16 protein-coding genes are annotated in these 12,722 nt (G+C 51.2%); all 16 read right to left on the bottom strand.

All coding sequences use genetic code 11. The annotated features are described in order from the left end of the window. Positions 1-768, bottom strand: coding sequence for an isoprenyl transferase (locus IM700_RS15705; RefSeq protein ID WP_193415230.1), 768 nt, complete (start codon positions 766-768; stop codon positions 1-3). A gap of 71 nt (positions 769-839) precedes the next feature. Beyond that, positions 840-1,394: a ribosome recycling factor gene (gene frr / locus IM700_RS15700; protein WP_155608024.1), complete on the bottom strand. Its 555-nt coding sequence runs from the start codon at positions 1,392-1,394 to the stop codon at positions 840-842. Beyond that, complete coding sequence (gene pyrH, locus IM700_RS15695) at positions 1,394-2,122, bottom strand: UMP kinase (protein WP_155608025.1); 729 nt, start codon at positions 2,120-2,122, stop codon at positions 1,394-1,396. Before pyrH ends, frr begins: the two co-directional genes overlap by 1 nt. 93 nt (positions 2,123-2,215) lie before the next feature. Continuing rightward, positions 2,216-2,866, bottom strand: a complete 651-nt coding sequence (gene tsf / locus IM700_RS15690; RefSeq protein ID WP_155608026.1) for a translation elongation factor Ts — start codon at positions 2,864-2,866, stop codon at positions 2,216-2,218. Positions 2,867-3,066: 200 nt separating this feature from the next. Beyond that, entirely contained in the window at positions 3,067-3,765 is a 699-nt protein-coding gene (rpsB, locus tag IM700_RS15685) for a 30S ribosomal protein S2 (RefSeq protein WP_155608027.1), read from the bottom strand. Between the two features lie 224 nt (positions 3,766-3,989). Then, entirely contained in the window at positions 3,990-4,604 is a 615-nt protein-coding gene (locus tag IM700_RS15680) for an MltG/YceG/YrrL family protein (RefSeq protein ID WP_193415229.1), read from the bottom strand. Then, entirely contained in the window at positions 4,601-5,221 is a 621-nt protein-coding gene (locus IM700_RS15675; RefSeq protein ID WP_193415228.1) for a hypothetical protein, read from the bottom strand. The genes IM700_RS15680 and IM700_RS15675 overlap by 4 nt, the downstream gene beginning before the upstream one ends. Before the next feature lie 35 nt (positions 5,222-5,256). Beyond that, on the bottom strand, positions 5,257-5,577 hold the full coding sequence (locus tag IM700_RS15670; RefSeq protein ID WP_155608030.1) for a hypothetical protein: 321 nt from the start codon (positions 5,575-5,577) through the stop codon (positions 5,257-5,259). Positions 5,578-5,642: 65 nt separating this feature from the next. After that, the gene (locus IM700_RS15665; protein WP_193415227.1) at positions 5,643-7,052 is read right to left on the bottom strand and encodes a DUF342 domain-containing protein; all 1,410 of its coding nucleotides are present in this window, start codon (positions 7,050-7,052) and stop codon (positions 5,643-5,645) included. Between the two features lie 45 nt (positions 7,053-7,097). Next, the gene (locus IM700_RS15660; protein WP_155608031.1) at positions 7,098-7,886 is read right to left on the bottom strand and encodes a FliA/WhiG family RNA polymerase sigma factor; all 789 of its coding nucleotides are present in this window, start codon (positions 7,884-7,886) and stop codon (positions 7,098-7,100) included. A 15-nt stretch (positions 7,887-7,901) separates the two neighbouring features. Continuing rightward, positions 7,902-8,324: a hypothetical protein gene (locus IM700_RS15655; RefSeq protein WP_155608032.1), complete on the bottom strand. Its 423-nt coding sequence runs from the start codon at positions 8,322-8,324 to the stop codon at positions 7,902-7,904. Between the two features lie 2 nt (positions 8,325-8,326). Beyond that, on the bottom strand, positions 8,327-8,824 hold the full coding sequence (locus tag IM700_RS15650; protein ID WP_155608033.1) for a chemotaxis protein CheD: 498 nt from the start codon (positions 8,822-8,824) through the stop codon (positions 8,327-8,329). Further along, positions 8,814-9,410 (bottom strand): chemotaxis protein CheC, encoded by a 597-nt coding sequence (locus IM700_RS15645; RefSeq protein WP_155608046.1) that lies wholly within the window; start codon positions 9,408-9,410, stop codon positions 8,814-8,816. The genes IM700_RS15650 and IM700_RS15645 overlap by 11 nt, the downstream gene beginning before the upstream one ends. Before the next feature lie 36 nt (positions 9,411-9,446). Beyond that, the gene (locus tag IM700_RS15640; protein ID WP_155608034.1) at positions 9,447-9,908 is read right to left on the bottom strand and encodes a chemotaxis protein CheW; all 462 of its coding nucleotides are present in this window, start codon (positions 9,906-9,908) and stop codon (positions 9,447-9,449) included. Positions 9,909-9,940: 32 nt separating this feature from the next. Continuing rightward, positions 9,941-12,019, bottom strand: a complete 2,079-nt coding sequence (locus tag IM700_RS15635) for a chemotaxis protein CheA (protein WP_193415225.1) — start codon at positions 12,017-12,019, stop codon at positions 9,941-9,943. Positions 12,020-12,047: 28 nt separating this feature from the next. After that, a partial coding sequence (locus IM700_RS15630; RefSeq protein WP_204801174.1) for a CheB methylesterase domain-containing protein occupies positions 12,048-12,722 on the bottom strand: 675 nt, incomplete at its 5' end.

Raw genomic sequence — 12,722 nt, 5'->3', positions numbered from 1 at the left:
CTAGGTTAATCCGCCGTATCGCCGCGTGCGGCGCTGATACTCTGCTACCGCTTCAACCAAATGATACTTGCCAAAATCCGGCCACAAGATATCCGTAAACCATAACTCGCTATAGGCCGTTTGCCAGAGCATGAAATTACTTAATCGCAGTTCTCCGCTCGTGCGAATCAGCAAGTCGGGTTCAGGCAAGCCAGCTGAAAGCAATCGGGATTCAATCGTGTCCGTCGTTATATCCTCCACCGACAGCTCACCAGATTGAACAGCCCGGGCTATATCCTTTACACTTTCCGTTATCTCGCGGCGGCTGCCATAATTCAAAGCAAAATTTAAGATCAAGCCGGTATTCTGTTTCGTCCGCTCAATCGCTTCCTCCATGGCGGCAATCGTGTGCTTGGGCAGTTCATCCGTATGTCCCATCATGCGAACCTGGACATTTTTTTCGATCAACTCTTCCAGTTCGATCGCCAGAAACTCCTGCGGGAGCGACATCAGATAATCCACTTCATCCTTCGGCCGTTTCCAGTTTTCCGTCGAGAAAGCATACAGGGTCAAAATGGAAATGCCAAGTTCGTCCGCCGCAATCGTGGCCCGCTTGACGGCTTTCATCCCCGATCGATGACCGACAATTCGCGGCAAACCCAGCCTGCGTGCCCATCTTCCGTTACCGTCCATAATAATAGCGACGTGTTTCGGGATATTGTCCGGGGACAGGCTGACGGATGCCCCAGGATTCTTCTTTTTCCGCCAGGGTTGAAATAACTTGATCATTCCTTTTCCTCCAGCCGATGATGAAAAAGAGACAAAACCCCACCGTAATAGGAGGGGCCGCTTTTTGTCTCTTAAACTTCCATGATCTCTTTTTCTTTCGCAGCGAGGACCTTATCCACTTCCGCGATAAACTTATCCGTCGTTTTCTGAATATCTTCTTGATGTCGGCGCGATTCATCCTCGGAAATATCGGTTTTCTCCAGCTTCTTGATGTCATCGTTCGCGTCGCGGCGGATGTTGCGGATGGCAACCTTCGCTTCTTCACCGAATTTCTTCGTCATCTTCACGAGTTCTACCCGACGTTCTTCGGTCAAGGCTGGGATCGACAAGCGAATCATCGTACCATCGTTCGCCGGGGTTAAACCGAGATCGGATTTCTGAATCGCCCGCTCGATCTCCGATAGCGACGATTTGTCCCAAGGTTGGATCATCAACGTCCGAGAATCCGGCGTGTTAATATTAGCCAATTGGTTGATCGGTGTCGGCGAACCATAGTAATCAACCTGAACCCGATCAAGCAGCGAAGGCGTAGCTCTTCCGGCACGCAGCGTCGCCAGGTCTCTCTTCAAGGCCTGGATCGCTTTGTCCATACGGTCTTCGGCATGTTTCTTAATCGTTTGCGGCATTAATCTACACTCCCTTTGACGATCGTCCCGATTTTCTCACCGAGAACGACGCGCTTAATGTTCCCTTGTTCCGTAATGGCAAAAACAATCAACGGGATATCATTGTCCATACACAGCGAGGAAGCTGTCGAGTCCATGACACCCAGGTTTTTATTCAGTACTTCCAAATAAGTGAGGGATTCATACTTCACCGCGTTTGGATCAACAAACGGATCGGCGGAATAGACGCCATCGACTTTATTCTTCGCCATCAAGATAACTTCCGCTTCGATTTCAGCGGCGCGAAGAGCTGCCGTTGTATCGGTGGAAAAGAACGGATTGCCCGTGCCGGCCGCAAAAATCACGACCCGACCTTTCTCCAAATGGCGAATCGCCCGGCGACGGATGTACGGTTCGGCGATTTGCTGCATCGCGATCGAAGTTTGCACTCGGGTCGGTACCTCGATTTGCTCGAGCGCATCCTGCAAAGCCAGGGAATTCATCACCGTGGCAAGCATCCCCATATAGTCCGCGGTAGCACGATCAATGCCTTTGGCACTGCCGGCAATCCCGCGCCAAATGTTGCCGCCGCCGCAAACGATGGCCACCTGCACGCCCAGCTCTACCACTTCCTTCACCTGCTCGGCGATGGATGCGATCGTCTCGGCGTCGATGCCGTAACCGTTTTGACCGGATAACGACTCTCCGCTGACCTTTAAGACAACTCGTTTAAACACTGGCTGTTCCAAATGTATACCTCCACATTGAACTCATTCGCGGGTTAAAAAAGAAGGAACACGGCGTGTTCCAACTTTCCTTCACATGTATGTGAGATGGTTTGCTTATTTGTTCACTTGGGACATCACTTCTTCTACGAAGTTGTCCACCTTTTTCTCCAAGCCTTCGCCGAGTTCATAACGAGCGAAACGACGGATGGTGATATTTTCACCGATCGTGCTGATTTTTTCATTCAACAGCTGAGCGATCGTTTTGTCCGGGTCTTTAACGAAAGGTTGTTCCAACAAACAGAACTCTTCGTAGTACTTGCCGATACGGCCTTCGACCATTTTTTCGACGATCTTTTCCGGCTTGCCTTCATTCAAGGCTTGAGCTTTCAAGATTTCCTTTTCTTTCTCGATTTCCTCTTGAGGAACCTCTTCCCGACGTACGTAACGTGGGCTCATAGCCGCGATATGCATCGCAACGTCGCGAGCAAACTCCTTGAATTGTTCGTTCTTGGCTACAAAGTCCGTTTCACTGTTGATCTCAACGAGAACGCCGATGCGGCCCCCTGCGTGGATATAAGATTCAACTACGCCTTCCGTTGCGATACGGCCCGCTTTATTAGCAGCGGCAGCAAGTCCTTTTTCACGCAAAAATTCAATTGCTTTCGTCATATCGCCGTTTGATTCTTCCAGCGCCTTTTTACAATCCAGCATCCCCGCGCCGGTTTTTTCACGTAGTTCTTTAACCGATTTTGCATCAACAGCCATGTTTAATTCCCTCCATATCGATATATAGGGGTTTTCCCCTTCAAACTAAAGATATAAAACCATCCGCATATGTAATAACATCTTATGGGCCAGCCGATTTTATACCGTCTTCTTCACTTTAAAAAAAGGGTAGTGAGAGGTTTGACACCTACCAACCACCCTTTTCATTTAATTTATCGATTTAGCCTAAGCTATTGCAATTAAGCCGTCGTTTGCTCGCCTTGATGAGCTTCGATCACAGCATCAGCCATCTTACCAGTCAACAGTTTAACCGCGCGAATCGCGTCGTCGTTACCTGGGATGACATAGTCGATTTCGTCCGGATCGCAGTTCGTGTCGACGATACCTACAATTGGGATACCCAATTTGCGGGCTTCGGCAACCGCGATGCGTTCTTTGCGAGGATCGATAACGAACAGAGCGCTAGGCAAGCCCTTCATGTTCTTAATCCCGCCAAGGAACTTCTCAAGACGATCTTTCTCTTTGCGAAGAATGATAACCTCTTTCTTCGGCAATACGGTGAACGTTCCGTCTTCTTCCCAAGCTTCCAGCTTCTTCAAACGGTCGATCCGTTTTTGAATCGTTTGGAAGTTGGTCAGCGTACCGCCCAACCAACGTTGGTTGATGTAGAATTGACCCGCGCGTTCTGCTTCTTCTTTCACGGAGTCTTGAGCTTGTTTCTTCGTGCCTACGAACAGAATCGTACCATTCTCTTCTGCTACGCTCTTAACGAAGTTATAAGCTTCTTCCACTTTCTTGACCGTCTTTTGCAGGTCAATGATATAAATACCGTTTCTTTCAGTGAAGATATAACGATCCATTTTCGGGTTCCAGCGACGAGTCTGGTGACCGAAGTGAACGCCTGCTTCAAGCAGTTGTTTCATGGAGATTACTGCCATCTTCACGCACCTCCTAAGTTTGGTTTTTTTGATGCTTCCTCCGCAGGTTTCATTTCCCGCCAAGACTCCCTCGTTAGAGCGAGCACCCTTGGCGAAATCATCCCGCGTGCGTTATAACACCGTCAATTACTATACCATAAGTAAAAAGGGGATGCAACCGAAGTTTGGCGTAAATTGACGGCAAAAGAAAAAGGCACGCTAGGTGCCTCTCTATATATTATTCCTTAGCTCCCGGAAGCCTTCGGGGAGATCTTTGAAATGATGGAATCGAAGTCCTCGCCAACTTGAAAACGATACGTACCCGCTCGAACCTTATAGTTGATCTTCTTGGATACGGCCGTCTTCAAAAACGCGCTCTTGTCCGCGATGACCCCAGCCTGCTCCAATCCTTGCGCTACGCCTTCCAACGTCGTGCCTCCGACGATCTTGTATTCCACCGTCGCCGGCTGAGGCGATTCCGGGTCCACGGGTTGGCTCGTTTCTCCAGTCTTAGCGCCGGACAAGGCTTGTCCATCGCTGGCTCCAGGATCGTTTGGAGTATTGGGAGCCGTTGGCGAATTAGGCTTCGTTGGATCGACCGGCGTAACCGGAGAATTCCCGGTCCCGTTCTCAGACATATCCGATGCTTGACCGGATCGCTCCTGCCATTCCTCTTCCGTTAAGAGCTCTTGATCCACTTCCACGACCTTTAAACCCGCTAGCACCGCAGCGCGTTCAATCTGCTCTCTCGTATAGAGTTCTTTGTTGTTGCCTTGCCCAATCAACATCAATTGGAGAAGCAAAGCTCCTGCGATGAGTCCGCACCCCAATCCTAGCATAAACTGGCGGTTCTTCATCATCGGGACTCCTCCTTCTTGGCCAACTGCAAAATCAGCTGAACCTCACCGCGTTGAAGACCCATCGTTTTGGCGATCATATCGATCGATTTCCCCTTGCCATATAGCTCGAACAGCTCGGGATACCGATCCCTAACCTGTTCTTGCGGCGGCTCCGCTTCCTCCGGCAATGGCGACTCAAATATGGGCAGGCTTTCGGACGTCACGGTAGCCGCAGTTTCAAGCTGTGGCAACATGCCGGGTAACGCGTGAGTTGTCCCCCCTGGCACCAAGTCAGTAACGACGGCCGACTTCTCCATGGCACTTTCCAGGAGAGCAAGTCGCGTTTCGGCTTGCTTTGCGGAAGCTTCTGTATCGCCCAGACGACGTCGAAGCTCAGCGATTTGCTCCTGCCCGGCCAACTGCTTCGAGACGAAATCCTGCTTCATCTGTGCGACCATATCGATCAATTCTTGGTTTTCATTTTCGATTTCCGCCATGTACTGCTCCAAAGTGGCTTCCAGCTCTCTGGCCATATCCGCTTTAGGTGCCGCAGATTGACGCCCCGGAAGCAGCAGGGCATAGACAAGTGCCGCCGCTCCAAGCAATACGATGTAAAACCAAGGCTCTCCAAATGACAATGTAATCCTCACCTTTTGCGTTGATGTGATCTCTTCTATAAAGACAGGTCGATGTGCCGGCCCTTATAAGGGTGTTCCGCTTTATGCTCCTGTCCTTGCTCATCCGACTTGTCCCCGGAGCCTCCGTGTTCCTGTTCCCGCGCGAAAGAACCATTTCCTTCCCGCCTTACGGTCGTATTATGGGCGCTCTCATCCACGCCGGCACTTCGCCGGCGCTCTATCTCGCTGTCCTTTAAGGCTTGAGCCGATAACAGACTTTGGTCGAGAAGAGGTCGATGCTGCTGATCATGCTGAACACGTCCCGCCTCACTGGTCCGAGGGACCGCGATTTGCATTTCCACGGATTTCATATTCATGGGATCACCTCATTTAAAAACGAAGGGAATGGATAATTCGAATATCGTTCCTATGAGTGCCGCTACTAGATGTAAGCCGACATGGAAATATCCCCTTCGCTAAAATAAAAGGACATTCGCGAGATGGGCTCCTTAATATACTTGGTATATCTCCCGATGACGATTTTTGAACCGCCGTAAATCATTTTAAGGACGTCAACCCGAGCTTTGCCGGTATCCTCGAGAGCCTTTTCAATCGAGAGCATTCGCTCCTTCATCAGGTTCAATTCCTGCATATTGGATTTCTTGGTCATATTAAGCTTTGACCGCATCTCTACCTTATCCGGGGTCAATTTCCCCATAGAAGCGAGCTGATCCAGCAAAGTAAGCGCCTTCTCCGTCTTGTCCAAATTAGCAAGCTGATCCTTCACCTGTTGGCGAAGTTCCTGCAACTCGCCCCGCAGCTCCGGCAAAGCCCCTACTTCGATCGAGGTTGTTGTTGACATCGGGTTGCCGATGATCCGCGCGACCACCTTCTCGCCTGCCTGTATGTTTCCTCCAACGATCAAGCCTTTAGCTCCGCTGCAGATCACGTCACGTCCAGCGCGGATATTGGAGTGCATAATGCTCTGTGAAACGATCACATCTTCACCCGCTTGGACGTTACCGTCCTGGATGAACGAGCTCTTAATGTTATGTCCCGCTTTGATCAGACCTTTGTTGTAACCGATAATGCCTCCGGTAATCTCGATGGAACCGTCCGCGATCAATTCAGCCCCCTCAACCCCGCCAACGACGCGAATGTCCCCGGCAGCGCTGATACGAAAACCCGTCAGCACATTCCCGCGGACAACGACCGTTCCTACGAAATCAATATTGCCGATACTGTAATCCACGTCCCCGTTAATTTCATACACCGGGAACACATTCAGCTTGCCTTTCTCTGTTCGCGTCACCAATCCGTCAATTGCGGCATACATCGCGACTTGTTCAGGGTTCAACACGACGTTCTTACCAATTTTGAACCGGGCTTCTTTGCCTTCACGGCAAGGGATCGGTTCACCCGTCACGGCCGTGCCGGGGCGGCCCGGAACAGGAGGCACAAGCTCCGCGATCAGTTGTCCTTTACGGATATTATTGAGCCGCGTGACATCCTTCAAATCCACTTTACCGTCTTCGGATTCTACCGGTCGATGCTGATTGTCATCATCCAGAGAAATCGCGTGACGGATAAAGCCGTTCTCCCCGTGAATCGGTTCTTGACCCATGGCGATCGGGGTTTTGCTAAAAAAGTACTCTTTTGGATTCGCCGCAAAGCGCTTAACGATATCCTCTTGAATTCCAAACTTCAAACCCTCGCTTTTCAGGAATTGAAGCAGCGCATCCGCCGTACAGGCAAAATCATCTTCCTTCTTTAAAAACTGCAAATAGGCCACCGTCTTATCATCGTTCAGCGTCACGCTCAGGATCTGCTTTAAATCATCCAGAAGCTCCACGAAGCCGTTCCTCCCTCCATCATACACTCGCTTAAAAATAACCCGTCAGTCTTCACGCATCAACAGATCGCGTTGCTTCTCCAAGCTGCCGCGCAGGCGCAATATCGCCTTGGAATGCAGCTGCGAAATCCGCGAGGGTGATAAAGACATGACCTCGGCGATTTCGCTCAGGGATAAATCCTCGTAATACAACAGGGAGACGACCGTACGTTCTTTCTCGGTCAATTTCTCGATCCCTTTCGCGAGGGAATCACGCAGATAAAACTCCCTGACTTTATAATCCGGGTTTTTTGCTTTTTCGTCAACGAGTAAAGTAAGACGAGTCTCCGATTCTTCTTCACGTATCGGATCCTCTAGGGAACAAAGCGTCATGACGGCAACATCTTGGAGCATGCTTTGAAATTCCTTCTCGCTGATATTTAAATAGGAACTCATCTCGGTATCAGTGACAGAGCGGAGATATTGCTGTTCCAAATGCTGGTATCCCTCTTCGATTTTCTTGGCTTTCTCTCTCACGGATCGGGGAACCCAGTCCCCTTGCCGCAGGCCATCCAAAATTGCGCCCCGAACCCGCCAAGAGGCATAGGTTTCGAATTGAAGTCCTCGTTTGTAATCAAACTTTTCGACCGCATCGATCAATCCCATGACACCGTTACTGGCGAGATCGTCCTTGGATACGTTTTTGGGCAAGCCGACAGCGAGACGTCCTGAAACGTAGTCGACAATTGACAGATATTTCTCGATAAGTTGTTTCTTGGCCTCTAAATCGCCGTGCTCTTTCCAACTTTCCCAAAGGTCGGCATGATTCAGAGTGGATGTCTTCCGCTCGTTCAATTGCCTTCACCCTCCTTATTGTTCTGTCAGGTGACGAACGATCTTAACCAGCTCTTCAGGATCTTTGTCGTCAGGTGTCTTTACTAATTTTGGCGGATTCAGTGGCGCAAATGGCATTTCCTCATCCGAAGCGGCCGGAGCAGGCTTTAACAGATCGCCCAGCTGCTCACTTTCATCAGGTGTCAACAAGTCGAGATTCCCGCCTATGCCCTCTTCGGCTACCAAACCTGCCTCGCGAACCGGAGCATAATCTCCCGGCATTTCCTTCAGGAAACCCAGCATCCAGCTTGCCGCAAACGCAAGCAGAAACCAGACGGCAAACGAAATGAGACCCCGGATAAAGCTGGTCATGAACAAATTATTCCCCGCCGAAACGGCAAACGTGATCAGAAATCCGATAAAGCCCGACAACAAGTAATATCTCAATTTTCCTGGCATGGCTACAATTCCTTTATCCCCATTTGTACACTTCGCACATATAAGATCCCCGTCATGCTGTCCAATTCGATGGTTCGGCCATAATTGCCGCCCGTATCTTCCGATAGCAACGGGATGCTTAGCTCGGACAGCTGTTGCTTGCAAGATTCTACATTTCGCGGACCGATTCTCATCGAGTCGCCGCTGCTGGCAAAGGTAAACATTTGTGAACCGCCGGCCATTTTAGCGACGAGCCGGCCAGGCGCCGCACCGAGCTCCAGCAACTTCCGGTAAAGCGCCGGAATTGCGGTGTCCGCATATTTAGCGATATTCAACGCCCCTTCCCGGGCGATATCTGAGGAAGGCAGCATCACATGTGCAAGACCGGCAACCTTGAGCTGCGGGTCAAACAAAGTCAGCCCTACACAAGAGCCTAGGCCGGTTGTTCGTATCAGTCCCTGCTGAGTAATGACATTCAACTCGGCCATGCCTACCTTAACGATATATTGCTCATTGATCATGATCAATCGGTACCCCAAGTGCAGCAAAGATTTTAGCGAATGAATCCGGATCAGGAATGAGGAAGAACTGGCCCTCCACCTCATGATGACCTTCGATGAATGTGGTATCAATCAGCAGGGCGGAATCTCCCATTTCACCAAACTGCAGGAGTCCGTAACTTAAGATTGCGCCCGCCATATCTAGGGCCAGGGCAGGAACGGTAGGCGACATCGACAAGGAAGTGAAATCGGCCAGCGAAGACAAATACGACCCGGCCAAAATATTCCCGATTTCCGACAGCGCCGACCACTCCATCTCCGAGAAGGTTTCTTCGTTCTCCACGGTGATGCCGGCCAAACGATGCAGCAGCTTCTTCGCCGCTTCTGGGCTTAGGATGAAGAACAGATTGCCTGGCGCGTCACCTTCCACGCGAAAGAACACCGCCAGCACCAGGTTCTCCGCACCGCCGACGCGATCCGCAATCGCTTCAAACGGTAGCATTTGGACCTTGGGAACGGCCATATCGATCGGCTTGTCCAATAGCTTGGACAGCGCGGTAGCGGCGTTTCCCGCTCCGATATTGCCTACTTCCTTTAAAATGTCCATTTTGAAGTCTTCAAACCCTTTGAACAAATCCACGGTTTAGCCCTCTAAGCTTTCCAATTGAATGATTTCCTTCCGGCTTAAGACTTCCGATAGATTCAACATGACGAGCAGGCGTTCCTCGGAAATACGGGCAACCCCATGAAGATATTTGGCTTTGATGCCCCCGACTACATCCGGTGGGGAGTCGATCAGATCGGAATCCAGATCGATAACGTCATTGGCGGAATCCACGATGAATCCCACTTCCATCTCGTTTGCCGCTACGATAATAATCCGGGTTTGATCGCTGTATTCAGCCTCCGGAAGTCCGAACCGGCCGCGCAAGTCGATCACCGGAATAACCACGCCGCGCAAATTGATAACCCCTTTGACGAACGCATACGTTTTGGGAACGCGAGTAATCGGCATCATGCGCTCAATCGTTTGGACCTTGTCCACGTCGATACCGTATTCCTCATGACCCAATTTAAATACGATGACTTTCAATTCCTCTCCCATGTGGAAACCCTCCTTAGAGTGTAAAACTGGCCTTATTTAATGAAAGCATTCGGATCGATGATGAGTGCAACTTGGCCGTCGCCCAAAATCGTTGCTCCGGCAACCCCTTGCACCGATGGCAGGTACTTACCGAGATTCTTAATAACGATTTCGCTTTGACCGATGAAATCTTCTACCGTTAAGGCAGCCAACCGATCGCCTTTGCGAATGACGACGATTTCCGTTTCCTCTTCGTCGTTCTCGGAGAAGCCTGGAATGTCAAACAACTTGGCGAGCGACATCAAAGGAATATGCGTATCGCGATAAGCCACCATCGTATAGCCGTGAACTTCCCGAACTTGGTCGCGTCGGATTAAGCCGGTTTCGACGATCGAGGACAACGGAATCGCATATTTTTCTGTCCCAACCTTGATCAGCATCGCCGAAATGATCGATAAGGTCAGCGGGAGTTGAACCGAGAACTTCGTACCTGAGCCTAACTTCGATTCGACAGAAACGACACCGCTTAAGGATTCGATTTTGGATTTGACGACGTCAAGTCCAACGCCACGACCGGAAATATCGGAGATGACCTCCGCCGTACTAAATCCCGGAGCGAACAACAACATAAACACCTGCTCATCCGTCATCGAGGCGGCTTCGCTTTCTTTCACAACGCCATTTTTGAGCGCTTTTTGCAGAACCTTGCTACGATCGATGCCGTGTCCGTCATCTTCGATTTCGATAAACACGTGATTGCCGCTGTGGAAAGCGCGAAGCTGAACCGTTCCGGTTTCCGACTTACCTGCTGCAATTCGTTCTTCCGTAGATTCCACCCCGTGGTCCACCGCATTCCGAAGTAAATGCACCAAGGGATCGCCGATCTCGTCGATGACCGTGCGATCCATCTCCGTTTCCGCACCAACGATCTGAAGGTCGATCTTCTTGTCGAGCGATTTTGCCAAATCGCGAACCATCCGCGGGAAGCGGTTGAACACGGTATCGACCGGCACCATCCGCAGTTTCAATACGATGTTCTGCAAATCGCTGCCGACACGACTCATATGCTCGACCGTTTCCGTCAAATCGCCGCGTTTCACTTCGTCGGCTAGCTGCTCTAATCGAGCACGGTCAATCAACAACTCACTCAGCAGGTTCATCAGTACGTCCAGGCGATCGATATCGACCCGGATCGTCCGGGAAGGAGCTGAGGATCCCCCTGCAGGGCGGGCATTATTCTTCGCCTCAGCAGACGCAGTCGGTTTGGCTGGTGCCTCTTTGCTTGGAGAAGGGGTAGGCGCAGGGGCTGCGGCCTCCGCAGTCGCGGCCGTCTCCTTCACACCGGAAGTGAGCTGCGCCAAGGTCTCATGGTCCAGCGGGGCAACCTGGGCGGAATCGATTTCCGACAGATTTAGGATCATGCTTTGGATCTCGGCAGCCTCTTTTTGCGTTATGTAATAAAGAGAGAAGCTGCGTTCGAATTTTTCTTGCTCGATATCTTGAACGGATGGCGAAGATTTCACGATTTCCCCGTATCTTTCCAGGAGGTCGAAGACGAGGTAAGCGCGTGCTGCCTTCAATTGGCAATCTTCCCGAATCGCCACATCGATGTACATCACTTTATGTCCTTCCGTAATGGACTGCTCCAATACGGAGAATTGATATTGATCCAGCTGGATGGCCGATGGGCCGGAAGCAGCTGTCCCCGTCGCTGCTGGCTTGCTCGCAGCGGAGCTTCCGCCTCCTGCGAAGTCCCCGCGCACGATCGATTGCAGCGAAGCGACGATCTCGCTTACGTCTGCTTTCCCTTCGCCGCCTTGGGTAATGTCCTGCACCATCATTTGCAAGGCATCCAGACTCTTGAACAGGGTATCGAAAATAAACTCCTGCATTTTCAGCTTTTCGTTCCGGACCAGGTCAAGCACGTTTTCCATCTGGTGCGTGAGCGATGACAAATCCTCGAAGCCCATTGTCGCCGCCATGCCTTTCAGCGTATGGGCCGACCGGAAAATCACCTGAACGATGCTGATATCGTCAGGGTTGCTCTCCAGCTCCAGCATTTTTTCGTTTAATGATTGCAAATGATCGTTCGACTCATCGATAAACATGGATAGATACTGATTCATGTCCATGGTGAGGCACCTCCTCCAAGAGATTCCGTTATTTCACAACTTGTACAAGCTTGGGGCCGATTTCGTATAGCGGTAATACATGACTGACGCATTTCTGTTCGATTGCCGAGCGCGGCATTCCGAATACGACGCAGGTCTCTTCGCTCTCGGCAATGGTGGAAGTCACGCCAGCGTCATACAGCCGCTTCATGGCTTTCGCCCCGTCGCTGCCCATCCCGGTTAGCAGTACGATATGACGTTTTAGCGCTTGCAGCGGGAGCAGCGATTCATACAAGACGTCCACCGAAGGTCGATGTCCGTTGCAGGGTTCGGTTCTCGTCAGATGGACGCGGTAACCGCCCGCAGAACCAGGCACAACGTTCAGATGGAAACCTCCCGGAGCAATGTATGCCGTACCACTCTGCAATTCCTGGCCTTCCTCAGCCTCAACGACGTTCAATTCACATAAGCTGTTGAGTCGTTGAGCGAGCGACTTGGTGAAGTTCGGCGGCATATGCTGCACGATGACGATGGGGGACGGAAAGTCGCCCGGAATTTTCTCCAAGACCGCTTTCAGCGCCTTGGGGCCGCCGGTAGATGTACCGATCGCAACCAGATCGGTGAACCCTGCCGGAGAGCGGCGGAGCTCTGGCCGCCCTCTGGCGGCAGCGCCGCCCGCCGTTTCACGGGCGGCGGCCACTTCCGCCGCCGCAGAAGCCGGCGG

The sequence above is a fragment of the Paenibacillus rhizolycopersici genome, assembly GCF_014947195.2.
Classification (GTDB): domain Bacteria; phylum Bacillota; class Bacilli; order Paenibacillales; family Paenibacillaceae; genus Fontibacillus; species Fontibacillus rhizolycopersici.
Note: the sequence above shows the minus strand (reverse complement) of the source record. Positions and strands in the feature narration are given on the sequence as shown.